Source organism: Pauljensenia sp. UMB0895 (genome assembly GCF_030218905.1).
Lineage (GTDB): Bacteria > Actinomycetota > Actinomycetes > Actinomycetales > Actinomycetaceae > Pauljensenia > Pauljensenia turicensis_A.
This window is the reverse complement of record NZ_JASOQR010000013.1, coordinates 47,643-73,489: the sequence shown is the minus strand read 5'-3', so window position 1 is coordinate 73,489 and position 25,847 is coordinate 47,643. Positions and strand designations below refer to the sequence as shown.

Here is a 25,847-nt window from a genome sequence, read left to right as displayed (position 1 = left end):
GCCCGACCTCAAGAGCTAAGGTCGGGCCAAGCGTTGATTCGGATGGAATCAAATCAGCAAGCTCCGAGCTTTTCGATGAGGAGCTTCTTGACGTTCTCAAGCGGAATACGTTCCTGAACCATCGAGTCGCGGTCGCGGACGGTCACTGCCTTGTCTTCAACCGAGTCGAAGTCGTAGGTGATGCAGTACGGGGTGCCGATTTCGTCCTGGCGACGGTAGCGACGGCCAACGGCACCCGCATCGTCGTATTCGACATTCCAGATGGAGCGGAGGTCTGCTGCAAGTTCGCGTGCCGGGCCGGTGAGCTCGGGCTTACGCGATAGTGGCAGGACAGCTGCCTTCACGGGGGCAAGACGCGAGTCGAGGCGCAGAACGGTGCGCTTGTCGACGCCGCCCTTGGTGTTGGGGGCTTCGTCCTCGTGGTAGGCCTCGATGAGGAATGCCATGAGCGAGCGGGTCAGGCCAGCGGACGGCTCGATGACGTAGGGAGTCCAACGTTCGCCGGTGGTCTGGTCGAAGTAGTCGAGCTTCGAGCCGGAGGCTTCGGAGTGGACACCCAGGTCGTAGTCGGTACGGTTTGCGATGCCTTCGAGTTCACCCCATTCGGAGCCCTGGAATCCGAAGCGGTATTCGATGTCGACGGTGCGCTTGGAGTAGTGCGAGAGCTTTTCCTTTGGGTGCTCGTAGAAGCGCAGGTTGTCGGGGTTGATGCCAAGGTCGGTATACCAGTCGCGACGGTAGTCGATCCAGTACTGGTGCCATTCTTCGTCGGTGCCCGGTGCGCAGAAGAACTCGAGTTCCATCTGCTCAAATTCGCGGGTACGGAAGATGAAGTTACCGGGGGTGATTTCGTTACGGAAGGACTTGCCGATCTGGCCGATGCCGAACGGCGGCTTCTTGCGCGAGGCTGCCGCAACGTTTCCGTAGTTGATGAAGATACCCTGAGCGGTTTCGGGGCGCAGGTAGTGCAGACCGGACTCGTCGTCGACCGGGCCGAGATAGGTCTTGAGCAGGCCAGAGAATGCGCGAGGCTCGGTGAACTGACCGCGGGTGCCACAGTTGGGGCATGCGACGTCTCCGAGAGGGACGTCATCCGGGTTGTCGATGCCGTGCTTAGCAGCGTGAGCTTCCTGCAGATTATCTGCACGGAGGCGCTTGTGGCAGGAGGTGCACTCAACGAGCGGATCGGTGAATGCCTTGACGTGACCGGAAGCAACCCAAGTCTGACGAGGAAGGATGACGGAGGAGTCCAGACCCACGACGTCTTCGCGGGAGCGAACCATGTACTGCCACCACTGCTTCTTGATGTTTTCCTTCAGTTCAACGCCGAGCGGACCATAATCCCACGCTGAGCGAGTACCACCGTAAATATCGCCACATGGGAAGACGAATCCGCGACGCTTGGCTAGGGAGATAACGGAATCAAGACGAGAAGGCGCTGCCACTTTGTGCTCCTTGTTTTGGCGGCCACACCTGGCTGGCGCAGCCTGCGATAGTGGGAGTCTATCGAACTTAGCGACGGCTTCGTTGACAGGCTCAGTGTGACGCACACCCCCCTTCCCACTATTGGCAATGATTACCATTAAGGGTGAAACTTGAAACATGAAGCTGTCTCGTTCTGTTGTTATCGCTAGCGCGCTCGCTGGCTCTTTCGCTTTGGCCGCATGCTCGGGCACGACGACCACCCAGTCGGCGTCAGATACCTCCGCATCTGGTTCATCATCACCTCTGAATGTGATGGCGTCCTTCTACCCACTGAAGTATCTGACCGAAGAAATCGGTGGCGACCTTATTAAGGTCACCTCGTTAACCCCCGACGGTGCCGAACCGCACGATCTTGAGCTTTCTCCCGCCACCGTCGACCAGCTTGGCAAGGCCGATGCTGTCGTTTATCTAGGGGGCTTCCAGTCCGCAGTGGACGAAGCTGTTGAGCACAACGGCCCGGAAACGGTTATCGACGTCGCTAAGGCTGTTCAGCTTGTTGATGTTGCAGAAGACGGCAATCACCCGGCTGAAGCGGAAGAAGAAGGCGACGCTACCGAGTCTGATTCGCACGATCATGAAGCAGATCATGACGACGGCCATCACATGGCCTCGAGCGAAACCGCTGAGTCCGGTGAAGAAGCTGAGCACCATCACCACCACGACATGACGACTGACCCTCACTTCTGGCTGGATCCGGAACGCATGGGCCAGGCAGCAACGGCTATCGGTCAGGCTCTGGCCAAGGCTGATCCTCAGAATGCTCAGACCTACACATCCAATGCTGCGACACTCACCAAGAACATGAAAGATCTGTCGACCGAACTCGTTGACGCAACAGCAACCTGCAAGCACCAGACCTTCGTCACTGCTCACACCGCATTCGGCTACCTTGCAGACCGCACTGGCCTGACCCAGGTGGGCATCTCGGGTCTGGATCCCGAATCCTCGCCCTCGCCGGCGCGCCTGGAAGAAATCTCCAAGCTCGTGAAGTCGGAAGGTATCACGACGATCTTCACTGAAGCTCTCATCGACCCAAAGGTTGAGCAGACTCTTGCTGACGATCTTGGAATCCAGACCGCGGTTCTCGATCCGATCGAAAGCCAGGTTGATTCATCCAAGGACTACGCAGCGGTCATGCGTGACAACATCACAGCTCTTCAGACGGCTCTGTCCTGCAAGTGAGCAACACCAAAAACTCGGAAGCGGATGTCCCTGAGGTGGGGATATCCGCTCCCGTCATTTCACTGGATAATGTCCACGTTGCGTGGGATTCTCACCTCGTTCTCCACGGGATCGAGTTCGATGTTCGCCCTGGGCAAACTGTTGCCCTGACGGGTGCGAATGGATCAGGAAAGTCCACGACTCTCCACGCCATTCTTGGTACCGCTCCGATTACCCGCGGATCGATTCACATCTTCGGTGTTGATAACACTCAGCGTCGCGCGGTCAACTGGGATCGAATCGGCTATGTCCCTCAGCGCATCAGCGTTGGTGGTGCAGTCACGTCCAGTGCTCTGGAAGTTGTGAAGTCAGGTCTTCTTGGCTCAAAGAAGTGGTGGAGCCTTCCCGGAAATACAAAGAAGGCAATGGCTGCGCTGAAGAGAGTCGGGTTGGCACACCGCGCCAAAGAATCGATGTCGATTCTTTCGGGTGGACAGCAACAGCGAGTCCTCATCGCTCGAGCACTCGTCCGCAATCCCGATTTGCTGATCATGGACGAACCCATGGCCGGCATCGACCGGACATCTCGAGAGCGCCTCGCGCGAATCGTTAGCGAAGCAAAAGCTGAGGGAACAACGATTCTTGTCGTACTCCACGAGCTCGGCGAACTCGGTCCGCTTCTCGATAGGGAACTCCACATCGGTGGGGGACACGTCACCTACGACGGGCCACCTCACATCAGTGACGACCATGAACAGCATTCCGATGGTGGCGGCCATCATCACGGGCATCCACATCCGCAGGCCGGGCCAGGCCTCGTCGACGATATTTGGCAGGCATGATGATCGCGACAATTATCGACGGACTCACCTCACTGCTGACCTCGTCCCTCATGCAACGCTCACTTCTTGCCGCTCTCATCGTCGGCTTGTCAGCACCCGTTGTCGGCACCTACTTAGTGCATCGCCGACTGGCAATGCTCGGTGACGGAATCGGGCATATTTCGCTGACCGGCGTAGCGCTCGGCTGGCTTGCCGGCACAATGGCGAACGCGAACCCACAAGATTCGTGGGCGATCCCAGGGACGATGATTATTTCGCTTGTGGGAGCTATCACGATCGAATTAGTCCGCCAGTCTGGGCGCACGTCTGCTGACGTGGCGCTCGCGATGCTGTTCTATGGTGGCATTGCCGGCGGTGTCCTTCTTATCGGTCTTGCCGGTGGCACTTCAGCCCAGCTGAATTCTTACCTCTTCGGCTCGATTGCAACCGTGACATGGACTGATATCACGCTGATTTCAGTCCTCGGAATCCTCATCTTGGCAGTGGGAGTCGGTATTGCACCAGCTCTTTTCTCAGTGACGAACGATGAAGATTTCGCGCGTTCAACCGGACTACCCACGAAGACACTGTCGATGATTATTGCCATCCTGTCTGCCTTGACCGTAGCTGTTGCGATGCGCGTTGTGGGATCGCTACTGGTGTCCGCACTCATGATCATTCCCGTTGCCATCTCACAACTGATGGCACAGTCATTTCGATCAACGATGGCATGGGCCATGGTTTTCGGCGCAATCATCTGCATCACGGGACTGTCTTTCACATACTTCATCGATCTGTCCCCGGGCGCATCCATCGTCGTATTCGCGATTGCCCTGTACGCGATCGGATTCATCATCAAGGGACTGGTCGACAGGCGCCAGCGTGCGTCAAAAATGGCGAATGTGCGCGCCCACGTCGCTCACCCCGAACACCAAGACACCCACTCAACACAACAGAATCGCTCCCGTACCCGGCTGTGATCAGACACAGTGCCACTATCACGGTCGGACAGAAACGAACCGAACCGATATGCTCAGGCTGTGCCCCTGAGCCACCCATCCACCCGATTGACTCGACGCAAAACTGGAGGTCCGAAAATGCAACGCATGACCAAGCAACGTCAGGCGGTTTTTGCCGAGCTGACTCGGGTACCTGATTTCCGTAGCGCCCAGCAGATTTTCGAAGACCTGCACAAGCAGGGACTCAAGGTCGGTCTTGCGACCGTCTACAGGAACCTGCAGGCTCTTGCCGACGGCCGCGATGTGGACGTGTTGCGTAGCGCCGATGGAGAATCCTTGTTCCGCGTATGCCATTCATCAACGCACCACCATCATTTGGTCTGTCGCACCTGCGGGCATACTGAAGAGATCGAACTGGATATGACCGAGAAGTGGATTCGCGATAATGCGTCCGCGCACGGTTTTACGGCTGTCGAGCATTCCGTTGAGTTGTTTGGCCTATGCCAGACGTGTTCGGCTGGCGTGGCAGATGATGAGGGCCCTGCGGGCGCTCAGTCGTCTAAGGATGCTCAGTGATTCCCTCGTGGGCCGATCACGGCTCGACGCTTTTTATTGCCCTCTTCGTGATCGTTTTTTGCCGAGCCCAGGGAACCTATTGGTTGGGTCGAGGTGCCGCGCGTGGCGCGTTGGCTGGCGCCGGGAAAGATGGTGTGCGGGGTTCGATTGCCCGCTGGTTTAACGGCCCTACGCCGAAGCGCGGTGCGAAGCTGTTGGACACATGGGGGTTGATCATCATTCCCCTGTGTTTCCTGACCGTTGGTATCCAAACTGCGGTAAACGCCGGTGCCGGCTTAGTCTCCATGAAGTGGCGCACATACACGCTAGCGATGATTCCTGGTTGCATCGCATGGGCAATCCTGTACGGCATGGGGCTGCTGGCTATTTGGATGGCATTGCTTGGCACAGTTGCTGGCTCCTGGTGGGGTCGCACGGGAGGCCTTGCCGTCGCCGCTGTTGCCATTGGAGTCATTGCATGGCGCAAGCGCACCTCCAGCGAGCCTGCTACCGTCCGCGTCGACTGACTCGTTTTTACGAGGCCGACCCCACCTGATCAATCGCTCCCCCGAATCGGCGGTCACGCCCTGCGTATTCGAGCAGACAGTCCCACAGCACTTCACGATCGAACGCAGGCCACGGCGTATCAATGAACATCATTTCCGAGTACGCCATCTGCCAGAGCAGGTAGTTGGAGATGCGCTTCTCCCCCGACGTGCGAATCATCAGGTCAACGTCAGGGACATCGGGCAGATACAGGTGATGGGCAAATGACTTTTCTGTCACGCCATCTGGGCGGAGCTTTCCCGCTGCGACCTGCCTAGCGATATCTCGCGCAGCATCAGCGATCTCTGCACGCCCGCCATAGTTCACGCACATGATGAGGTCCAGTGTGGAGTTATCTTTCGTGGCTTCGTCTGCCTTCGACAGGGCCTTCACGACGGACTTCCATAGGCGGGGTTCACGCCCACTCCAGCGCACGTGGACTCCCCAGTCATTCAGTTGATCGGTACGGCGAGCAAGAACGTCGGTCGCGTAATTCATGATGAAACGGACCTCTGCTGGGCTCCGCTTCCAGTTTTCCGTGGAGAACGTGTACACCGACAGGTAGCGGACTCCCGCATCAATGGCACCCGCGATCGTATCCATCAGCGCATATTCACCGGCGCGGTGTCCTTCGGTGCGCGCGAGGCCTCGTGAATTCGCCCAACGGCCGTTACCATCCATGATCAGCGCAACGTGCGCGGGCACTTCCCCAGTAGTAAATTCGGGAACAGGCTGATGCCACTGACCCGGCCCGGTCAGAGGCGCGCTGGGATCACCGCCGGCTCGATCCATCGGTGTCAGATTCGCTTCAGGTGCCATCAACTGTTCCTTTCAAGGACCCGCAATGAACGAATGCGATGTTCAACGTGCCATTGAGCATAGGCGTTGACAAGCCCGTATGCCTCAATGCGAGCGAAATCCGGCGAGTTATCGGCTCGGCCCCACTCTCCGGACAGCAGGTCCCCCATCAATTCCATTGCTTCGAAAGAGGGAGCTGACGCTCCGACGGGTCGGCAGTTTTCGCAGACGGCACCGCCTTCCTGAATGGAGAAAGCAGCGTGTGGCCCCTGGGCTCCACACACGGCACAATCGAAGAACGAAGGTGCCCAGCCGGCTATCGCAAGCGCGCGGAGAATATACGATGCGAGCACCAGATTGGGGTCGTGACGCACGTGTGCAAGAGCGTAGAGAGCACCGATCAGCAGAAGATGTTGGGAGCGCACTCCATCATCAGAATCAGCAGTCAGTTTCTCTGCGATCTCGATCATGACACATGCGCGGGCATACAGCTCAAAATCTTTCGATAACGCGTCACCGTACTGGGTAATGACTTCAGCTTGGGTAATGATGTCGAGGTTCCTCCCGCGATGGAGTTGCACGTCAATCACGCCGAATGGTTCAAGACGTGCGCCCATCTTCGACGTTGTTCTGCGTATGCCCTTACCGACTGCGCGAACCAGACCGTTATTCGCGGTGAGCAGTGTGATGATCCTGTCGGCCTCCCCCAGTTTGTGTGTGCGAAGCACGATCGCTTCGTCTCGATACGTTCTCATCACGGTGAAATTGTCCCACTTCGGTGCATTAATGGCGCGTTATGCAATGCGGGGACGAGGCGACTGTCGAGTCCCTGGCTGAAATTGCAGAGAGAAAACGGCGACTGGAAAATGGCCGGGGCGGGAACGAAGTGGTCGTACCCGCCCCGTTTCTCCCCTGTATGTCAGCGCAAAGCCCTGTTCACCGCAGAAATAACTGCTTTATAGGTTGCGCGCGTAATCGACGAATCGATACCGACACCCCAGAGGATTTGGCCGTTGACGGCGGCTTCAACATAGGACGCTGCCTTCGCGTCACCGCCCTGGCTCATCGCATGTTCGGAGTAGTCGAGGACGCGGACATCCACGTCAAACTGGCCGAGTGCCTTGACGAATGCTTCGATCGGACCGCCGGCGTGTGCCTTGACCTCGACGGGCTCACCCTGATCCGTCAGTATCACCTTCAGATCAACCTGCTCGTCGGCGTTAGTCGTCACGTGAGAAGTTCCGAGTTCGAAGCGACCCCAGGCGGTGAGGTTCTTCGCTGCCGAGTTCGGCAGGTATTCATCGGCGAAGATCTGCCAGAGGGTATCGCCGTCGATCTCGCCACCGTAGGAGTCCGTATGTCGCTGAACGATGCGAGAGAACTCGATCTGCAGACGACGTGGCAGTTCCAGATTGTGAGTGGTCGACATGAGGTAGGCGACGCCCCCCTTGCCGGACTGCGAGTTCACGCGGACAACGGCCTCGTAGGAACGACCCACATCGTGCGGGTCGATCGGCAAGTAGGGCAACTCCCACACCACTGCATTTTCGTCACCGCCAGCTTCTCCAACTTTCTTCTTGCGGGCGACGAAGCCCTTCTTAATCGCATCCTGGTGCGATCCGGAGAAAGAAGTGTAGACGAGGTCACCCACGTAAGGTGCACGCGGTGACGTTTCCATCGACGTGCAGTATTCGACGGTCTGACGGATCTCATCGATATTCGTCAGGTCAACACCCGGGTCAATGCCTTGGCTGAACAGGTTGAGCCCCAGGGTCAACAGGTCAACGTTACCGGTGCGTTCACCCTGGCCGAGCAAGCACCCTTCCACGCGGTCTGCACCGGCGAGCAATGCCAATTCAGCCGCAGCAACGCCGGTTCCACGGTCATTGTGCGGGTGCACGCTGATCGCAATGTTGTCGCGACGGCTGAGGTTGCGTGCCATGTATTCGATCTGGTCGGCATAAACGTTCGGCGTTGCACGTTCAACGGTTGCTGGCAGGTTCAAGATGATTTCGCGGTCGTCTTCGGGCTGCCAAATATCCATAACGGATTCGCAGATTTCGAGAGCAAAGTCGAGTTCGGTATCCACGAAGATTTCGGGCGAGTATTCGAAGCCGAAGATCGTTTCATCGCCCAGACGCTTTTCTGCCTGCGCCACCACTTCGCGTGCACCAAAGACAGCCAAGTCGATCGTTTGTGCCTTGTCATTGCCGAAGACGAGCTCGCGGAACAGTGGCGACGTCGCGTTGTACAGGTGGACGGTCGCGCGCGGGAAACCGACGAGGGCATCAAGGGTGCGCTCGATGATTTCAGGGCGAGACTGGGTCAGAACCGAAATCGTCACATCGTCCGGCACGGCATCTTCGTCAATCAGGGATCGCACGAAATCAAAGTCAGTCTGCGATGCTGCGGGGAAACCGATTTCGATCTCCTTGTATCCGCGACTGACCAACAGGTCGAACATCTTGCGCTTACGAACCGGGTCCATCGGCTCAATCAGTGCCTGGTTACCGTCGCGCAGGTCCGTCGACATCCAGCGAGGTGCGTGAGTAATCCGATTCGAGGGCCACCTGCGGTCGTCCAGAACAACGGGGTTCGTGTCGAGGAACGGCTTGTACTTCGCAATCGGCATGTGCGAGCCAGCAGGAGTGGGGACGTTTCCAGTCGTCTTCATTGTGTTTCTTTCTTCGCTATCCTGATTCGCCCGGTTATCGGTGGGCGTCGGGTCGAAACACGTTGAGCCGTGGCGAGGTTTCGACCCTTTCAGGCCTCGTCACGGCAAAGAAGCAGGAGCATCCATTCTCGGCTCATGCCTCGTAGCGTATGACAGACGGGGGTAAGCGTACGCGTCCGCTTCGTTATGTGGACATTTTCGCCTTTCAGATCGCCAACCCAATCACGAGGCCGGCCACGCAATCAAGGGGAACGTGCCCTGGTTGTAGGCGTAGAACGCGTACTTTCGCGTTTCTTCAGCGCTATCGCCGAAGAATGAACGCGCGGGGGCGACCCTTCCCAGGCAAAGGCTTCCACATAGAAGATGAAACAGTGCAGAAGAGTGTAAAGATCGTCGCAGCAAGACCAATAATCGTCAAAGATGTTATGGCTCTATTGTCCCGAGCATCGTAGCAACGCGCGTTTAACCATTGGTCACACCGAGGTGATGGTTGTTCCCACTTCACCGCTCAGAGCTCTATCAGCATCCGCCAACGCGCAAATGACACCACGGCGAACCGTACCAGCCGGGGCCTTCGATACGAAGTCAACGATTGCTTCAACTTTGGGGCGCATGGAACCTTCAGCAAGTTCCCCCGACTCAATCAGAGCACGCCCTTCATCCAAAGAAATGTGGTGAAGCCAGTGTTGCATTGGTGTTCCCCACCCCGCAGCAACCGCCGGAACTGCAGTCAGAATAACCAGAGCAGAGGCTCCCAACTCATCAGCCATGAGAGCTGCGCTTCGATCCTTGTCGATAACCGCGTCCACGGCTTTCATTCCATAGTCGGTGCGAATAATTGGGATACCGCCACCGCCTGAAGCGATGACGATGAAGCCGGCGTTTGTCAGAGCTTGAACCGCCTCAATTTCAACGATCCGATGTGGCAATGGAGAGGCAACATACTTCCTAAATCCACGCCCAGCATCCTCGCGGTACACGGATCCGGGCTCTTCCTTCATCCGCTGTTCTGCCATTTCCCGAGTCAGAAACTGACCGATCGGTTTAGTCGGGTCAGCAAATGCTGGATCATTGGGATCGACTTCCACACGAGTCAGAAGAGCGACTACTTTGCCGGAATATCCGCGCCTCGCCCCAGCCTCGTCGATTGAACGCACCAGGTGCTCGCCGATGTAGCCTTGGCTCATCGCAACCATCTCTGGAAGATCAACGTCGGGCACACCGGGGTCAGCTGCAACGCCCAGTGAAAACGCACGCGTGATCTGACCAACCTGGGGTCCATTCCCGTGAGCGATCACAAGAGGGCCCGCATCAGCCAAACTCACCAAGACTGGCGCAGCCTGACGCAACAGGTGCAACTGATCGTCGGGTGTCTGCCCTAGAGCATTACCTCCTAGAGCAACAACCGTCGCGGAGCTAGAAGAGTAATCGCTCTTCATCTAGAACCCGAGACGTCCCAACATTTTCGGATCTGACTGCCAGTCTTTCGCCGTTCGCACATGCAGATCCAAATACACACGCGCTTTCAGCAAGTCCTCGATCAAAGGACGCGACTTTGAGCCAATCTCTTTCAGGCGTGATCCCTTCTTACCAATGATGATGGCCTTCTGAGAATCGCGTTCAACATAAACGTTGACGTGCACGTTCATGAGCGGTGGACGAGTATCACCCTGCCGTCGAGGCCTGGCAACGATCTCTTCAACCTGAACTGCAAGCGAGTGCGGAAGCTCATCACGGACCCCTTCAAGTGCAGCTTCGCGAATGAACTCCGCAATCAGAGTGTCACGCGATTCATCGGTCACATCCCCATCTGGGTAGAGCGGTGGGGAGAGCGGAACCGTCTTCGTCAGCACATCAAGCAACTGGTCAACGCCATTTCCGTCAAAAGCACTGACGGGAACGATCGCCGCGAAATCACCCATCTTGTCAATCGACAGCAGGTGTTTCATCAGGCGCTCTCGACTCACCAGATCGCACTTCGTCGCAACAGCAATAATCGGACGACGAACGTCCTTCAATTCGCGGGCAATGAACTTGTCGCCAGGACCAATACGCTGGTCAGCAGGCAAACAGAAGACGACGACATCAACTTCCGCGAGCGCCTCGCGAACCATGTCATTCAGGCGCTTACCCAAAAGCGTTCGCGGACGGTGATATCCGGGGGTATCAACTAAAACCAGCTGGCTCTTTTCACCGTGGACGATGCCACGAATATTGTGACGCGTCGTTTCAGGACGACCCGATGTGATCGCAATCTTCTGGCCGACAAGCGCGTTTGTCAGCGTTGATTTACCTACGTTCGGACGACCCACGATAGAGACAAATCCCGCGCGGAAGTCCTCCGGAAAGTCTGGGATCATCAGGCCGGTGCCCACGTTCGTTTCGTCGCGCAGAGCTTTCATTCCCTCAACGACAGCAAACACGTCTTCGGGGTCAATGTCACTTGCGTCGTCGAGATCGACGTCATCGAAGGCCTGGCTATCCGCGTCATCAACGTCATCGAACTCAGTGGTGTGCGCGACCTCGTCCCCCGATGCGCGTAGTTCGCCAGCATCAATATCACTGTCATCGACACACACTTCGTCGCTTTCGAACGCGTTCGGGCCTGCCATCAGCTCGTCGTCGCTGGGGAAATGCATTATGCGTCCTCACTGGTTTCTTCGGTCGATTCATCGCTCGCCACGAGTAGCGAACACACAATCGTACCAACTTGGCGACGGCGTCCTCGTGCTTCTTCGGCGAGCATGTGGATGCCTAATGCGTCACCCTGCGCCCCGGGAAGAGGGACGCGCCCCAATGCCTTTGCAAGCAAACCACCGACAGAGTCCACGTCGTCATCTTCAAGTTCAAGGTCGAAAAGCTCGCCAAGCTCGGTAATTGGATAGCGTGCAGGTACACGCCACGATCCGTCGTCACGTTGTTCGGGCTCAATAATTCCCTTGTCATGTTCGTCGGTGAGGTCACCGACGACTTCTTCAATGAGGTCCTCAAGGGTCACCAGCCCCGCTACTCCACCGTATTCATCGATGACGATCGCCATATGGAAGTGGTCTGCTTGCATCAGACGAAGCAGATCGTCTGCGGGCTTCATTTCGACGGTGAACTCGACCGGGCGCATCATCTGCTCTGCCACCTGGTCCATGTCCGCCCCGTAGGTCTGCAAGCGGGCAACAACATCCTTGAAGTAGAGGATGCCACGAATGTCATCGACATCGTCACCTTCAACAGGAATACGTGAAAAGCCCGAGCGGACAAACAGGCGCAAGGCCTTATGAGCGGGAAGATCCGCCGGGGCGGTCACCATTTCAGTTCTGGGAACCATCACTTCGCGGACAAGCGTATGCCCCAGGTCCAGAACGGACCGCAACATTGCGCGATCTTCGTCTTCAAGTCCTTCGGTTTCACCCACCTGGTCGACCATTTCACGCAGGTCATTTGCCATTTCGGCGCGCGCTTCGGCTTCCGTCAGGCCAGATGCGGGAAGACGCCCACGGATGGCTTCAACAAGAGGGTCGAGGAATCTTGTCAAAGTAACAAGGGAGGAGACCAACGGTGCTCCCGACAGAGCAATCTTCTCTGGACTGCGCTGTCCCCAACGGGAGGGAGCAAGCGAAATGAAGACGAAATGGACGAAGGTGATCGCTAGTAAAGCAACGAGAGCTGTCGCCCACCACGCCAACGACATCGCAGAAAACGCAAGCGTCAATGAGACGGCAACAATCACTTGGAAAAACGTGCGAAAACCACGCAAAACAAGCGTCGCCCGCCTGCGATGGTTCAGCAGAGCCAACAGTGCGGAAGCATTCTGGCGTTCTTCTTCAACCAGATCCGTTGCACGCGCAATCGACATACGAGAAAACGCAACCTCGATCGACTGAAGCATCGCAGCTAAGAAAAGCCCGACAACCGCGATGATGATCAGAGCAGGAAGAGGAAGTGAGGTGGTGGAAGAGGTCATCGAGTTGCCAGGAAAGTCAGCAGTAGCTTGCGTTGCAGGTCAAACATGACTTTCTTTTCATCTTCTTCTGCATGATCGTAGCCGAGCAGATGCAACATGCCGTGGGTGGCCAGCATCAGCATTTCTTCAACCATCGCGTGACCGGCTTCAAGTGCCTGTTTCTGGGCGACCTGCGGGCAAATGCAGATATCACCAAGCGTTCCCGACGGAGTCGGGTTGTCGGCACTTCCCGGGCGGAGCTCGTCCATCGGGAAGCTCATCACGTCGGTCGGTCCAGGAAGATCAAGCCAGCGCAAATGCAGGTCTTCCATCGGCTCTGGATTGATGAACAGAATGTTCAGTTCAACGTCGGTGGCAACGTGCATCTGCGTCAGCACGTGGTCAGCAAGAGCTGCGAATTCGCTCCCGTCAATGACGAAATCAGTTTCGTTGATGACTTCAGTCATCGGTTCCTCCTCGGTAGTGACCAGTGCGTGATCGATCAGATGACAGCCTGCCCGTCCGAACTGCGCGTGAGCGCGAAACATTCGTACGTGTTCGCCCAGATATGGAGCGTTGAGCGCTCAGGCGGTCTTCCCAACGCTCGTAGGCGTCTATGATTACTCCGACCAGCTGATGACGCACTACGTCTGCGCTGGTCAGGTAGCAGAATTCAATTCCGTCGATGTCACTCAGGATCTTCGAGATGACCGCAAGACCGGATTGACCAGCACCCGGTAAATCCACCTGAGACGCGTCGCCAGTGACAACAATCTGAGAGTTGAATCCGAGCCTCGTCAAAAACATTTTCATCTGGTTCGGCGTCGTATTCTGCGCCTCATCCAAGATGATGAAGGAGTCGTTCAGCGTGCGACCGCGCATGTACGCCAGAGGGGCGACTTCGATTGTGCCCGCAGCCATGAGTTTCGGCAGGACCTCGGGATCGAGCATGTCTTTCAGCGCATCGTAGAGCGGACGCAGATACGGGTCGATCTTGTCGGTCAGGGAACCGGGCAGGAAACCGAGGTTCTCCCCCGCTTCCACCGCAGGACGGGTCAGCACAATGCGCTTGACCTGCCCGGAAAGCAGACGTTGCACGCCGGCTGCCATCGCAAGATAGGTTTTACCCGTACCCGCCGGGCCGAGTCCGAAGACTATCGTCGACCGATCAATCGCATCAACATAGGCCTTCTGACCAGCAGACTTCGGGCGGATAGACCGACCACGGACGGAAAGAATTTCGTCGGAAACAGCGGGCGTTGCGAATGTTCGGGTCAGCAGTGAGATGGCGTGCTCGACTGCCTGCGCATCCAGTGGCTGCCCCTTCTTCGCCAAAGAAATCAGTTCTTCGATCAAGTCGCCGGCAACACCAAGATCCGCAGAAAAGCCGGTGAGCGAAATATCGCGGCCGATGACGTGGAAGTTCACGCGCGGGAAACCGTGTTCCAGAGCGCGCAACACCTGATCTGATGTACCAAGTAGCATCAGAGGATCAAGGTCAGCAGGGATTGAAATGTGACGGGTTGATGCGACAATTCGCGCAACGTCAGGGTCTGTCACTGATGCTCCCTTTCTTTCTTCGTATTCCACAGTCTAGCGACTTCACGTCATACTTATCCCATGAGTGCGTGCGATCCCCTCCTGGCTAACCTGCCACGCCTGCCTATCGCCAACGCTTTGGATCGCATTGCACCTTCAATCAAGCCAGGTCATGCCCTAGTTCTTCCTTCTCCGCCTGGCTCCGGTAAGACGACTTTGCTTCCTCCTCTTCTTGAAGCGATCCTCGATACTCGTGTGATCGTGTGTGCGCCACGCCAGATCGCGGTGCGTAGTGCTGCTCGCCGTCTTGCTTGGCTCCTCGGCGAAAAGGTGGGTGACACGTCCGGATATCGAGTACGAGGCGACGTCAAGGTCTCCGACCGTACTCGGGTCGAATTTGTCACGCCCGGTATTATGCTTCGTCGCCTACAGGGCGATCCGGAGCTTGAAGGCGTTGGCGCCGTGGTCATCGATGAGTTCCACGAGCGCCATCTTGAAACGGATCTGTCGCTTGCGTTCATCGTGGACACGATGAGCGTCCTACGCCCAGATCTTCACCTGACTCTCACATCAGCAACTTTGAATGCTGATCGTTTGGCTTCGTTCCTTGGCGGCGTCCTCAATGAGGTCAACGTTGTTGATGTTCCCGGAGCACTGCATCCGATCACGACGCATTGGATGGCGCCGTCTACCCAACCTCTTGCAACGACAAGTAGCGGGAATGTGGTGGTCGCGCGTGAGTTCATCTCGCACATCGCGTCAGTCACGCGCCAAGCGGTCAGCCAGACCAATTCCGACATCCTCGTTTTCGTGCCCGGCACCAAAGAAATCGACGAGGCCGCCCAGGCTTTAGGAGGGTTCGGCCTCCACGAAGTTGGCGGGGTCATGATGGATGTGCGGGGCCTGCACGGGCACCTCGCTCCCGGACAGCAAGACGCGATTCTGAGCGTCGACGATAGTCAGAAAGTCCGACGGATCATTATTACAACGTCGATCGCAGAGTCGTCTTTGACCGTGCCGAGCATTGGATGTGTTGTGGATTCTGGTCTTGCACGCGTTCCGTCGTATGACGTTCAACGCGATGCAGGTTCATTGATAACAGTTCCAGCGCCTCGCGCGAGTTGTGATCAGCGTGCTGGGCGCTCTGCCAGACTCGGGCCGGGCACGGTGTATCGCTGCTTTGATCAGGTGAGTTTCGCGCGCAGACCCGACCAGATCACCCCGGAAATCCTGTCGACGGATCTTGCAGACGCTGAGCTTCAAGCGCGTTGCTGGACCAGTGGTGGTTTGGATGCGTTGGCGCTTATTGACCCAGCCCCGCCTGGAGCATTAAAGCGTGCCCACGAGCGCCTCCACGCCGCAGACCTTGTGGACGACAATTATTCTCCGACGACACTTGGTCGTCGCGTTGCTCGAATGCCTGTTTCCCCTTTCCTCGGGAAGGCTTTGATTGCCGCTTCACCACTGATCGGGAGTAAACGCGCCGCATACTTTGTCGCTCTTCTCGGTGAGAATCCTCGAGTTGGCAACGGTGACCTGGCACATTTTGCTCGACGATTGAAGGCGGGGCACGCCGATATTGCCCGTCGGGTACGTCAGTCTTCAAAGCGCCTCGAACACTGGGCGGATCCCCATTCCGACCCCGGTAGGCTCTCTGACGAAGAGGCGATTGGCCTCGTTGCTGGGCTTGCTCACCCAACGTGGATTGCTCGCGCGCGAGGTGGACAAAGCGGAACCTATCTTTTTGCTGACGGGCAGGGAGCTTCCCTCCCACCTTCGTCTCCACTGGCGGGAAGCGATTGGCTGGCAATCACGGATGTGACGCGCAGTGTCGGCCGAGCCGATGGTCTCATTCGAGCGGCTGTTCCGATTAGCGCCGAAGACGCACTATCCCTAGGACACTCACTCATCACGGAGCGCACGGACTGCACGCTCAGCGGTGGAAGAATCCGCGCAACCGCAACCACAATGCTTGGCGTCATTGCACTTGGGCAACCACGCAATGTGAAGCCCAGCCCTGAGGATGTCATGCGCCTACTCACCAATGAGTTCACCACCCACGGTCTTTCAATGCTGAAGTGGACTGAGTCTGCGACACATATGCGCGCTCGTCTCTCAGCGTTGCACGCGGTAGCGCCCGATATGTGGCCCGACGTGAGCGATGATGCGCTGATTGCCGACGCTGACTCGTGGTGTGCTCCCTTCATTTCCGCGTTGGCAGAGGGCGAATCGATCGCCAGGATTGACACTGCGTCGCTCATCAGGAGCTTGATCCCTTGGCGGCATGCGGGTTCTTTCGACGAGTGGGCTCCCGCCGACATTAAGATTCCCACCGGAGAGCGAAGGAAAATCGACTGGTCAACTGGCACTCCAACGGTGACACTGCGGGTACAGGAAGCCTTCGGTTGGACTGTAACGCCCACCTTCGCCAACGGGCGTCTTCCCCTTCTTATTCACTTGACGGACCCCGCGGGCAGACCCACTGCCGTCACATCAGACCTCGCAAGTTTTTGGGCAGGGCCTTACCAGCAGGTGCGATCCCAGCTACGGGGTCGTTATCCCAAGCATCTATGGCCTGAAGACCCGATGAGCGCGAAGCCGACATCGCGCGCGAAACCTCGTCGATAATTCCCACTCAAGGTGCTCAACGAGGCGCAGGCATGACTCGCACCACCACATGGTGAAATCAGGATTGAAAACCGTCGTAGCAGTCGTTGAATAGGCCGATCATGAACGCACTGCGCATCCTTTCCTTTTCACGTGCGTGACTCAACAGTAAGCTGATCTTCTTTAAGGAAAAACATGAACGACATACGCTGAAGAATTCGCCCCTACGTGTCGTTGGCGGTGGCAAGGCTGGCAAGTCCAGTATCGAGTTCCAGCAGGTCATCAATGGTTTGAGGACGCATGATCCAACGCGCCTGACCGCTTTCAACAGCAATGACACCCGGTTTGGTCAACATATTGTAGTTCGATGCCATCGAATAACCGTAGGCACCGGTCACCGGGATAACGAGAAGGTCCCCGGCGTGCACATCACTCGGAAGATCAACATCCCAGACGATAACGTCGCCGCTCTCGCAGTGCTTGCCCACGATTCGCGAGCGCACTGGTTCGACATCGGAAACACGATTCGCGAGCGTCGCCGTGTAGCGTGCCCCGTATAAAGCCGGTCGAATATTGTCAGCCATCCCCCCATCGACCGCGATGTAGCGACGCTTCAGGCCATCTCCTAGGGTCGCGTCTTTTACGGCCCCAACGCGATAGAGGCTCACCATCGCGGGTCCAACAACCGAACGCCCAGGCTCAACTGAAACGTGCGGAACGGGGAAGTCCAGCTCAGCGCACGCGTCACGCACTGCACCCGCAATTGCGCGCGCTATCTCAATAGGCGAAGTCGGTGTTTCGTCATCACCCGTGTAGGCAACGCCAGCCCCACCGCCAAGATCAATATCGGGAATTGTCAGGCCGGTACGCTCCTGGATCTGCTTCGCCAGCCGGCAGATAATCGTAGCCGCTTCAACGAATGCGTCAATGCCGATGATCTGCGAGCCGATATGCGAGTGCAGGCCTCGCAACTCAAGATGATCCGAGGAGGCAATCGAGTCAACGACCTCGTCAAGCTGACCATCGAAGGCACCAACGCCGAACTTCTGATCCTCGTGCCCGGTGGAAATGTATTCGTTTCCGCCCGCACGCACACCCGTCTTCACGCGCACCATGACACGTGCGACGACGCCCAGCTTCTGAGCGATGCGTTCGAGCTGGCCGACTTCGTAGAGGGAATCGATGAAGATTCGCTCGATACCTTCTTTGTTGCCTGCCAACAGCGCACGTTCGATTTCGCTATCAAGCTTGTTGTTCCCGTGCAACCCCACTTTGGCGGGGTTTACGCCGGAGCGCAACACCATTGTCAGCTCGCCGAGGGAAGCCGTATCGACTCCCATCCCTGCGTCCGTGACGACACGGACTACGTCGGATGAAAGGAATGCCTTGCCGGCGTAGAAGGCGTCACCGCCATTCATTCCGTAGCCGTCCCAGAATTCTTCGGCCATCGCGGTCGCCCAGACATTCGCGCGTCCAGCAAGATCAGCGCGATCGAGGACAAACGCGGGCGTGGCAAAGCCATCGGCAAGGTCCGTCAAAGAAACTCCACCGATTTCTAGAACACCATTGTCAAGGCGCTTGGCCGACCAAGGCCACATGTCGGGCCGTTGATCGGGCTCTGGGCAAATCAGGTCCCCGATGGGGCGGGCGTCAAACGATGCTGGCGCTTCCCCCACGTCACATCCGTTCCGGAGCAGCGACGCCCAACAGGCCAAGGCCGGTACGCAGAACCTGCGCCACGGCATCATTCAGCCAGAGGCGGGCAACGTGACCCGCATCGACTGGATCATCTCCACGAGGAGTGACGCGGCACTGGCCGTACCACGTGTGGTATGTAGCAGCGAGAGCCTCGAGGTAGCGGGCGACACGGTGCGGTTCACGTAGCTCAGCAGCCTGGGCGACCTGGGCAGGGAACTGGGCAAGCACACCCAGAAGATCCGAATCCGCCTGCGTATCGAGAGCTGAGGGCTCGAATCCAGCTTCGCGCGTCACGCCGTGTTCGGCGGCATTGCGCGCAACGTTACGAGTACGAGCATGTGCGTATTGGACGTAGTAGACGGGGTTTTCATTCGTGTGCGATGACAGCAGGTCAAGGTCGATGTCGAGGTTGGAGTCCATCGAAACGCGGACCAGCGAGTAGCGGGCCGCATCGACACCCACAGCATCAACAAGGTCATCAAGAGTCACGATCGTGCCCGCACGCTTCGACATACGAACCGGCTTGCCATCCTTCACCAAGTTCACCATCTGACCGATGAGGATCTGCATGTTCTCACCCGGCTTATCACCGAAGGCTTCACACATTGCCATCATGCGACCGATGTAACCGTGGTGGTCAGCACCGAGCAGGTAGATTGCGACGTCTGCGCCACGCTGACGCTTATCCAAGTAGTAGGCAACGTCTCCAGCGAAGTAGGCGGCCTGACCATCCGATTTAATGAGGACACGATCCTTGTCGTCACCGTACTTGGTAGTGCGCAACCACACGGCGCCATCTTGGTCGAAGACCTCTCCGCGTTCGCGCAGGGTTTCAATCGCACGAGCGACTGCCCCTGATTCGTGGAGAGAGTCTTCGTGGAAGAAGACATCGAACTCAGAACGGAAGTCAGATAAGCGCTGTTTGATCTCGCCGAACATCAGCTCTACGCCACGAGCGCGGAAGACTTCAACAGCCTCTTCAGTTTCGAGGGTGACAGGATCAGGCTGAGCGGCCGTAGCCGCATCGGCACGCACCTGGGCAGCAATATCGGCGATGTACTGGCCACCGTAGCCGTCTTCAGGCGCTTCTTGACCCATTGCACGGGCATAGAGGGAACGCGCGAAGCGATCAATCTGCGAACCGTGATCGTTGAAGTAGTACTCGCGGGTTACCTGTGCACCCGCTGCAACCATCAGACGAGCAAGCGAGTCACCGACAGCTGCCCAGCGAGCACCGCCAAGGTGAACCGGACCGGTCGGGTTTGCGGACACGTATTCGAGGTTCACGTGCTTGCCAGCAAGCTTGTCTCCGGTGCCATAGGCATCGCCAGCTTCGAGGATCGTTCGAGCAAGTTCACCAGCAGATGCGGCACCGAGCCGAATGTTAATAAAGCCCGGTCCTGCGATCTCGGCCTCGTCGATTCCCTCAACTGAGACAAGTGCGGAAGTGAGAAGCTGCGCGAAGTCACGAGGCGCCATGCCGGCCTTCTTGCCCAGTTGCATCGCGATATTGGTTGCCCAATCGCCATGGTCGCGGTTGCGCGGACGCTCAACCTTCACAGGGTCGGGAACGTCTTCAGCATTCAGGGTAAGCGAACCATTATCGATAGCAGCGATGATGGCCTGACGAATAACAAGTGCAAGTTCTTCTGGAGTCACGCCTTCTAGGGTAGTTGTTTTCGTCCCCGATTAGCTACGCGCACCGAGGTGAAATAGGACGAGTTGAAAGCAAATCTGCAGGTCAGGAACGGAATCGTTACCGGTAACGTATCCGTAAATGATTTAAAAACAACCCGACAGCCATTAAATGACTCAACCAAGCCATTTTTTCGTCACCAAATTGTGACCTGACAATCTTTTAAAAATGTGGACGCAAACGCCTTCATCGTCCTATGCTCACTATCACCGGAAACGTTACCGACGGAGATAACAATTCTTCAGACGTAGCCCCCCGCTATCGCATCAACTTGACGCACTTCAGGTAGCGTCACGAACTCGAAGCGTCCAAAGGAGGACACCTGCGATGTCGAAGTTCATGAAGGTCGCCGCAGCATCCGTTGCAGCAGCCGCCGCCCTTTCTACTCTGGCAGCTTGCTCGTCAGGTTCAGATTCAGCCGATGACACCACCGGCTCCGTCTACTACCTGAACTTCAAGCCTGAATCCGATGCCACCTGGCAGGAAATCGCCAAGGCGTACACCGAGGAAACCGGCGTCGAGGTCAAGGTCGTCACGGCAGCTTCCGGCACCTACGAACAGACCCTCAAGTCTGAAATCGCCAAGTCAGACGCTCCGACCCTGTTCCAGATCAACGGCCCCATCGGCCTGAAGAACTGGCAGGACTATACCGCCGACCTGACCGACACCGACTTCAACAAGGCTCTCCTTGACCCATCAATGGCAGTCAAGGGTGAAGATGGCAAGGTCTACGGCGTTCCTTACGTCGTCGAAGGCTATGGCATCATCTACAACCAGTCCATCATGGACAAGTACTTCGCCCTCTCCGGCGCGAAGGCTTCCTCGATGGAAGAAATCAACAACTTCGCCACGCTGAAGACTGTTGTTGAGGACATGCAGGCCCGCAAGGACGAGCTCGGCATCGACGGCGTCTTTGCTTCAACCTCACTCAAGCCCGGTGAAGACTGGCGCTGGCAGACGCACCTCGCCGACCTTCCCGTCTACTTCGAGTACCAGGACGACGGCGTGGACGACAAGGCAGAAATGACCTTCTCGCACGGCAATGAGTTCAAGAACATCTTCGATCTCTACCTGCAGAATTCCACCATTGATCCGAAGCTCGCTTCCTCCAAGGCAGTCAACGACTCCATGGCTGAGTTCGCCCTCGGCAAGGCCGCTATGGTTCAGAATGGCAACTGGGCATACGGCCAGATTTCTGACATCGAAGGCAACACTGTCAAGCCTGAAGATGTCAAGATGCTCCCGATCTACACCGGACACAAGGGCGAAGAAACCCAGGGCTTGAACATCGGCACTGAGAACTTCTTCTCGATCAACTCTCAGGTTTCCGAGGCCAAGCAGAAGGCTTCGATCGACTTCGTCAACTGGTTGATCAACTCCGAAAAGGGCAAGAAGTACATGGTCGAAGACCTCGGCTTCATCCCGCCGTTCAACACCTTCACCGATGCTGAGCAGCCGGCCGATCCGTTAGCAAAGGAAGTTGTTTCCTACCTGTCCAACACCGAGCTGACCACGATTCCGTGGGTCTTCACCACCTTCCCGAGCCAGACCTTCAAGGATGACTTCGGTGCCGCCCTGTCGCAGTACGCAGCAGGCCAGATGGATTGGGACAAGGTCGTCGAAACCTTCACCACCGGATGGGCAGCTGAAAAGGGCGCCTGAGCTTAACGCTCCGCACTAATCTGCCGAATACGGGTGTGCGGGAACCAACCGGGTCCCGCACACCCGCCTTCGCATAGTTCAAGGAAGAACTTTTCATGATTAAAGCTCTTAAGAAATTTGGGTTGCTCTTCGTCGGACCCACATTCCTTGCGTACACGCTGGCGTTCCTTGCCCCGTTCGCAATCGGTTTGTACCTGTCCTTCGCGAAGTTCACGACCGTCACCAACGCGACGTTTGTCGGCGTTCAGAACTACATTGATGCATTCAGCGACAAGCAGGGCTTCGTTACCGCTCTGATCTTCACCGCCGCCATCACAATTGTTTCCATCATTACGGTCAACGTGTTTGCATTCGCAATCGCCTACGCACTGACCCGCAAGCTCAAGGGTACGAACTTCTTCCGTACCGTCTTCTTCATGCCGAACCTGATCGGCGGCATCGTCTTGGGCTACACCTGGCAGACAATTCTGAACGCACTCTTGCTGCACTGGCAAACCACGCTGGTCACCAATGCCACCTACGGCTTCGTCGGTTTGATCATCCTGATCAACTGGCAGATGGTCGGCTACATGATGATCATCTACATCGCCGGTCTTCAGGGTGTTCCGAAGGAACTCATTGAAGCAGCTGAAATCGATGGCGCAGGAAAGTGGACGATTCTTCGTAACGTGACCATCCCGATGGTCATGCCGTCGATCACCATCTGCTTGTTCCTGACGCTTTCCAACTCGTTCAAGCTCTACGACCAGAACCTCGCATTGACGAACGGCCAACCGCTCGACATGACCGAGATGGTTGCTCTGAACATCGTTAACACATTCTACTCGCGCGTCGGTTTCGAGGGCGTTGGTCAAGCCAAGGCCGTGATCTTCTTCCTCATCGTTTCCGTGATCGCATTCATTCAGTTGCGCGCAACCCGTAGCAAGGAGGTCGAAGCGTGAGCACAAAGGCTGCCCCCATCGTTGCCACGGAAGAACGCTCTAACCCCGTCGGCAAGGCGATTCTCTACATCGTTTTGATCGCACTGACTCTGGTGTTCCTTGGCCCCCTGTTCTTCATCTTGATGAACTCGTTCAAGGGCCGTCTGTTCATCTCTGATAACCCGTTTGCTCTGCCACTGGGCGATTACTTCGCCGGTATTCAGAACTACGTGACGGGCCTCGAGCAGACCGGGTTCTTGGCCGCCGCAGGCTGGTCATTCTTCATCACGATCGGTTCTTTGATTCTGATCGTCTTCTTCTGCGCGATGACCGCGTACTACATTACGCGTGTGAAGACGTGGTGGACGAACCTGCTTTACCTCTTCTTCGTCTTCTCGATGATCGTTCCTTTCCAGATGGTCATGTTCCCGACCGTCAAGATCGCTGACATATTGCACCTCGACAACCCAATCGGCATGATCCTGCTGTACCTGGGCTTTGGTGCTCCCCTGTCGGTCTTCATCATCTCCGGCTTCGTGAAGTCAATTCCTCTGGAGATTGAAGAAGCCTCCATGATTGATGGGTGCGGTCCGGTTCAGAACTACTTCCGCATCGTTATGCCGATGCTGAAGCCCGTAATGATCACCGTCGCGATCCTCAACGCGATGTGGGTCTGGAACGACTACCTTCTGCCCTACTTGGTTATTGGCCTGTCGACCCCGTACAAGACGATCCCTGTTGTTGTTCAGCAGCTGGTCGGCTCGCGCGGTTCAAACGACATGGGCGCGTTGATGGCAATGCTCGTTCTTGCGATCATTCCGATCATCATCTTCTACCTGTCCAGCCAGAAGCACATCATTGAAGGCGTCGTCGCCGGCGCAGTCAAGGGCTGAACATACTCATGACGGACTCGCCCCTTATCTGAAGATGCGTCGCACCACACTTGGTGTGACACGGCCCACGATAAGGGGCGAGCACCGTTTAACCCCCGTTTTCTAGAGAGCGAAACGAAGGCGATCATGCGAGCCTCGAATTCCCGCCCCACGATTAAAGACATCGCCAAAGTCGCCGGTGTTGGTGTGGTGACAGTGTCTCGTGCACTCAATAACAAGCCCGATATCTCCGACTCCACTCGCGAACGCATTGTGGCGCTCGCCGATCAGATGGGATATCGCCCCAACCGTCACGCTCGCTTCCTCAAGCTCTCTCACAATCCTGCGATTGCCCTGATCATCAAGGGTATCGATAATCCGTTCTTCCAACAGGTTCTCGATCCATTGGAAGCTATCGTCCGTGAAAAGAACTATCTTCTGACCGTCGTGAAGGTCCCCCACTGGGCTGACGAAGTCGAAGAGGCCACGAAGATCGTTGATGAAGAACTGATGGCGGGAGCTATTTTCCTTGGCGGCTCTTTCCGCCACGAAGCATCCGTCTTCAAGAAGTTCAACGTGCCTTTCGTGCTTTCCACGGTGTCACGTCTGCCCAAGGTTGATGATTCGGCGTATTCGTCTGTAGCCGTTGATGACCAAGAAGAAGCTACCCGCGCTGTCCAACACCTGATTGACTTGGGGCATACAACGATTGCCGCCCTTGGCGTTCCCGAAGGGGATGCTTCTGTTGGCGCCCAGCGCATCACCGGCTATCGACAGGCTCTTTCAAATGCCGGTATTCCGCTTGATGACGATCTGATTCGCTTCGAAACACGCGAGCAGATGAACCCCTACACCTACGAACACGGATATCACTTGGCGAAGCGCCTGCTTCAAGAGCGTCCCGATGTGACCGCGATTTTTGCCATCGCGGATGTTCTCGCGATTGGTGCAATGCGCGCAATTCGCGAAGCGGGTTTGTCGATTCCTGATGACATGTCCATCATTGGTTTTGACGGTATTACGATCGGCCAGTTTGTCGAACCTGAACTGACGACTGTCGTTCAGCCTCCCCTTGAGATCGCTCGCCTGACCTGCGATGTCTTATTCGAGCAGATCAATGATTCCGCACCGGTCCGCCACGTCTTTGTTCCCGCCACGATTCATGCTGGTGGCACGACTGCTCCCCTGGTTCAGAGCGGAGAAGCCAAGTGAGCTCACGTTTTGGGCCTGATTCGTCAATCGCTCAGGTGCTGTCGTGGATTGCGGCGCTTGTGATGGCGAACGTTGTCGGTTTGCTCATTTCGCTACCCGTCGTCACTTTCGGTGTGGGTCTTGGTGTGATGACGCTGGTTTCGTTGCGTTTGATTGCTTCCGAGTCCACGGCGATTGCCCCGGCCGTCGCTCAGGTTGTCCGCAAGGCAGCGTTGCCCGCGATTCTCCTTGCACTTATTGAAGGTCTTCTTTTCTCCCTACTGTTGTGGGAGTGGTCTGTGACGACGCATCTTGCTTCCCACTCAATGGCATTGATCGTTCGTGCGCTGATTGTGTTTGTGGTGCTGATTGCAGCGTTTACGCACGTGTGGGTCTGGCCGATGTTTGCTCACCGTTTGGCATACAGGGGACGCGTAAGCGTCAAAGATCTTCCGCGTTTGGCCAGCGCTGCGCTTTTGGCATCCGCGGCGAAGCTTCATCGGACTCTGTTGGCGTTGCTCGTTGTGGCTGGACCGCTTGTGCTGGCATCAATTTCACTGCCGTGGGCTATCCGTTTGCTTTTCTGGTTCGTCGTCTTCGGGATTGCCTTCGCCCAGTACGTCTGCGTGCTCGCTACCTACCCCGTGCTCTCCACCGATCAGGTTGACGAGGCTTCGAGCGAATCTTGATCCCTGGTCACGCTGGTCTAGCGTTGCTTTGGCGTGT

The 25,847-nt window shown here is 56.8% G+C and carries 22 protein-coding genes; 11 read left to right on the top strand and 11 right to left on the bottom strand.

Annotation, left to right across the window (positions count from 1 at the left end; genetic code table 11):
* Positions 1 to 53 precede the first annotated feature (53 nt).
* Complete coding sequence (locus QP503_RS06485) at positions 54 to 1,445, bottom strand: glycine--tRNA ligase (RefSeq protein ID WP_103633630.1); 1,392 nt, start codon at positions 1,443 to 1,445, stop codon at positions 54 to 56.
* Positions 1,446 to 1,602: 157 nt separating this feature from the next.
* On the opposite strand from QP503_RS06485, the gene QP503_RS06480 reads away from it, so the two are divergent.
* The 5 genes from QP503_RS06480 to QP503_RS06460 all read left to right on the top strand — a co-directional run bounded on the left by QP503_RS06480 (position 1,603) and on the right by QP503_RS06460 (position 5,508).
* Entirely contained in the window at positions 1,603 to 2,667 is a 1,065-nt protein-coding gene (locus QP503_RS06480; RefSeq protein ID WP_006681740.1) for a metal ABC transporter substrate-binding protein, read from the top strand.
* On the top strand, positions 2,664 to 3,488 hold the full coding sequence (locus tag QP503_RS06475; protein WP_285069686.1) for a metal ABC transporter ATP-binding protein: 825 nt from the start codon (positions 2,664 to 2,666) through the stop codon (positions 3,486 to 3,488). Before QP503_RS06480 ends, QP503_RS06475 begins: the two co-directional genes overlap by 4 nt.
* Positions 3,485 to 4,447 carry a metal ABC transporter permease gene (locus QP503_RS06470; protein WP_285101429.1) on the top strand — a complete coding sequence of 321 codons (963 nt, stop codon included), beginning with the start codon at positions 3,485 to 3,487 and terminating at the stop codon, positions 4,445 to 4,447. Before QP503_RS06475 ends, QP503_RS06470 begins: the two co-directional genes overlap by 4 nt.
* Positions 4,448 to 4,564: 117 nt before the next feature.
* The gene (locus tag QP503_RS06465) at positions 4,565 to 5,002 is read left to right on the top strand and encodes a Fur family transcriptional regulator (RefSeq protein ID WP_006681743.1); all 438 of its coding nucleotides are present in this window, start codon (positions 4,565 to 4,567) and stop codon (positions 5,000 to 5,002) included.
* Positions 4,999 to 5,508: an SNARE-associated domain-containing protein gene (locus QP503_RS06460; protein ID WP_006681744.1), complete on the top strand. Its 510-nt coding sequence runs from the start codon at positions 4,999 to 5,001 to the stop codon at positions 5,506 to 5,508. The genes QP503_RS06465 and QP503_RS06460 overlap by 4 nt, the downstream gene beginning before the upstream one ends.
* 7 nt (positions 5,509 to 5,515) lie before the next feature.
* On the opposite strand, the gene QP503_RS06455 is transcribed toward QP503_RS06460, so the two are convergent.
* From QP503_RS06455 to QP503_RS06420, 8 genes are all read right to left on the bottom strand, one after another.
* Positions 5,516 to 6,346 carry an isoprenyl transferase gene (locus QP503_RS06455; protein ID WP_103633533.1) on the bottom strand — a complete coding sequence of 277 codons (831 nt, stop codon included), beginning with the start codon at positions 6,344 to 6,346 and terminating at the stop codon, positions 5,516 to 5,518.
* On the bottom strand, positions 6,346 to 7,080 hold the full coding sequence (gene recO, locus QP503_RS06450; protein WP_040318689.1) for a DNA repair protein RecO: 735 nt from the start codon (positions 7,078 to 7,080) through the stop codon (positions 6,346 to 6,348). The genes QP503_RS06455 and recO overlap by 1 nt, the downstream gene beginning before the upstream one ends.
* Positions 7,081 to 7,244: 164 nt before the next feature.
* Complete coding sequence (gene leuA / locus QP503_RS06445; protein ID WP_103633532.1) at positions 7,245 to 8,999, bottom strand: 2-isopropylmalate synthase; 1,755 nt, start codon at positions 8,997 to 8,999, stop codon at positions 7,245 to 7,247.
* A gap of 473 nt (positions 9,000 to 9,472) precedes the next feature.
* On the bottom strand, positions 9,473 to 10,438 hold the full coding sequence (locus QP503_RS06440; RefSeq protein WP_006681748.1) for an amino acid kinase family protein: 966 nt from the start codon (positions 10,436 to 10,438) through the stop codon (positions 9,473 to 9,475).
* A complete protein-coding gene (era, locus tag QP503_RS06435) occupies positions 10,439 to 11,638 on the bottom strand; it encodes a GTPase Era (protein WP_006681749.1) in 1,200 nt (399 codons plus the stop codon).
* A complete protein-coding gene (locus tag QP503_RS06430; RefSeq protein WP_103633531.1) occupies positions 11,638 to 12,957 on the bottom strand; it encodes a hemolysin family protein in 1,320 nt (439 codons plus the stop codon). The genes era and QP503_RS06430 overlap by 1 nt, the downstream gene beginning before the upstream one ends.
* Entirely contained in the window at positions 12,954 to 13,403 is a 450-nt protein-coding gene (gene ybeY, locus QP503_RS06425; protein WP_006681751.1) for an rRNA maturation RNase YbeY, read from the bottom strand. The genes QP503_RS06430 and ybeY overlap by 4 nt, the downstream gene beginning before the upstream one ends.
* Positions 13,396 to 14,421 carry a PhoH family protein gene (locus QP503_RS06420; protein ID WP_083856973.1) on the bottom strand — a complete coding sequence of 342 codons (1,026 nt, stop codon included), beginning with the start codon at positions 14,419 to 14,421 and terminating at the stop codon, positions 13,396 to 13,398. The genes ybeY and QP503_RS06420 overlap by 8 nt, the downstream gene beginning before the upstream one ends.
* Positions 14,422 to 14,556: 135 nt before the next feature.
* Between QP503_RS06420 and hrpB the strand changes: the two genes are divergently transcribed.
* Positions 14,557 to 17,103 (top strand): ATP-dependent helicase HrpB, encoded by a 2,547-nt coding sequence (hrpB, locus tag QP503_RS06415; RefSeq protein ID WP_285069687.1) that lies wholly within the window; start codon positions 14,557 to 14,559, stop codon positions 17,101 to 17,103.
* Between the two features lie 203 nt (positions 17,104 to 17,306).
* Here the strand turns inward: hrpB and lysA are convergent, their stop codons facing one another.
* Entirely contained in the window at positions 17,307 to 18,680 is a 1,374-nt protein-coding gene (gene lysA / locus QP503_RS06410) for a diaminopimelate decarboxylase (protein ID WP_243440796.1), read from the bottom strand.
* A 79-nt stretch (positions 18,681 to 18,759) separates the two neighbouring features.
* Positions 18,760 to 20,439 carry an arginine--tRNA ligase gene (gene argS, locus QP503_RS06405; RefSeq protein ID WP_006681755.1) on the bottom strand — a complete coding sequence of 560 codons (1,680 nt, stop codon included), beginning with the start codon at positions 20,437 to 20,439 and terminating at the stop codon, positions 18,760 to 18,762.
* 364 nt (positions 20,440 to 20,803) lie between these two features.
* Between argS and QP503_RS06400 the strand changes: the two genes are divergently transcribed.
* From QP503_RS06400 to QP503_RS06380, 5 genes are all read left to right on the top strand, one after another.
* Complete coding sequence (locus QP503_RS06400) at positions 20,804 to 22,138, top strand: ABC transporter substrate-binding protein (protein ID WP_006681756.1); 1,335 nt, start codon at positions 20,804 to 20,806, stop codon at positions 22,136 to 22,138.
* 95 nt (positions 22,139 to 22,233) lie between these two features.
* A complete protein-coding gene (locus QP503_RS06395; protein WP_006681757.1) occupies positions 22,234 to 23,079 on the top strand; it encodes a carbohydrate ABC transporter permease in 846 nt (281 codons plus the stop codon).
* A complete protein-coding gene (locus QP503_RS06390; protein ID WP_006681758.1) occupies positions 23,076 to 23,951 on the top strand; it encodes a carbohydrate ABC transporter permease in 876 nt (291 codons plus the stop codon). Before QP503_RS06395 ends, QP503_RS06390 begins: the two co-directional genes overlap by 4 nt.
* Positions 23,952 to 24,077: 126 nt before the next feature.
* Positions 24,078 to 25,142 carry a LacI family DNA-binding transcriptional regulator gene (locus QP503_RS06385; RefSeq protein WP_006681759.1) on the top strand — a complete coding sequence of 355 codons (1,065 nt, stop codon included), beginning with the start codon at positions 24,078 to 24,080 and terminating at the stop codon, positions 25,140 to 25,142.
* Positions 25,139 to 25,810 (top strand): hypothetical protein, encoded by a 672-nt coding sequence (locus QP503_RS06380; protein WP_006681760.1) that lies wholly within the window; start codon positions 25,139 to 25,141, stop codon positions 25,808 to 25,810. The genes QP503_RS06385 and QP503_RS06380 overlap by 4 nt, the downstream gene beginning before the upstream one ends.
* Positions 25,811 to 25,847: the final 37 nt, after the last annotated feature.

Coding starts and splice junctions, on each gene's coding strand:
- QP503_RS06480 (WP_006681740.1), top strand. CDS start 1,603: ATGAAGCTGTCTCGTTCTGTTGTTATCGCTAGCGCGCTCGCTGGCTCT.
- QP503_RS06470 (WP_285101429.1), top strand. CDS start 3,485: ATGATGATCGCGACAATTATCGACGGACTCACCTCACTGCTGACCTCG.
- QP503_RS06465 (WP_006681743.1), top strand. CDS start 4,565: ATGCAACGCATGACCAAGCAACGTCAGGCGGTTTTTGCCGAGCTGACT.
- QP503_RS06455 (WP_103633533.1), bottom strand. CDS start 6,346: ATGGCACCTGAAGCGAATCTGACACCGATGGATCGAGCCGGCGGTGAT.
- recO (WP_040318689.1), bottom strand. CDS start 7,080: ATGAGAACGTATCGAGACGAAGCGATCGTGCTTCGCACACACAAACTG.
- leuA (WP_103633532.1), bottom strand. CDS start 8,999: ATGAAGACGACTGGAAACGTCCCCACTCCTGCTGGCTCGCACATGCCG.
- QP503_RS06440 (WP_006681748.1), bottom strand. CDS start 10,438: ATGAAGAGCGATTACTCTTCTAGCTCCGCGACGGTTGTTGCTCTAGGA.
- era (WP_006681749.1), bottom strand. CDS start 11,638: ATGCATTTCCCCAGCGACGACGAGCTGATGGCAGGCCCGAACGCGTTC.
- QP503_RS06430 (WP_103633531.1), bottom strand. CDS start 12,957: ATGACCTCTTCCACCACCTCACTTCCTCTTCCTGCTCTGATCATCATC.
- ybeY (WP_006681751.1), bottom strand. CDS start 13,403: ATGACTGAAGTCATCAACGAAACTGATTTCGTCATTGACGGGAGCGAA.
- QP503_RS06420 (WP_083856973.1), bottom strand. CDS start 14,421: ATGCTACTTGGTACATCAGATCAGGTGTTGCGCGCTCTGGAACACGGT.
- hrpB (WP_285069687.1), top strand. CDS start 14,557: ATGAGTGCGTGCGATCCCCTCCTGGCTAACCTGCCACGCCTGCCTATC.
- lysA (WP_243440796.1), bottom strand. CDS start 18,680: ATGTGGCCTTGGTCGGCCAAGCGCCTTGACAATGGTGTTCTAGAAATC.
- QP503_RS06400 (WP_006681756.1), top strand. CDS start 20,804: ATGTCGAAGTTCATGAAGGTCGCCGCAGCATCCGTTGCAGCAGCCGCC.
- QP503_RS06395 (WP_006681757.1), top strand. CDS start 22,234: ATGATTAAAGCTCTTAAGAAATTTGGGTTGCTCTTCGTCGGACCCACA.
- QP503_RS06385 (WP_006681759.1), top strand. CDS start 24,078: ATGCGAGCCTCGAATTCCCGCCCCACGATTAAAGACATCGCCAAAGTC.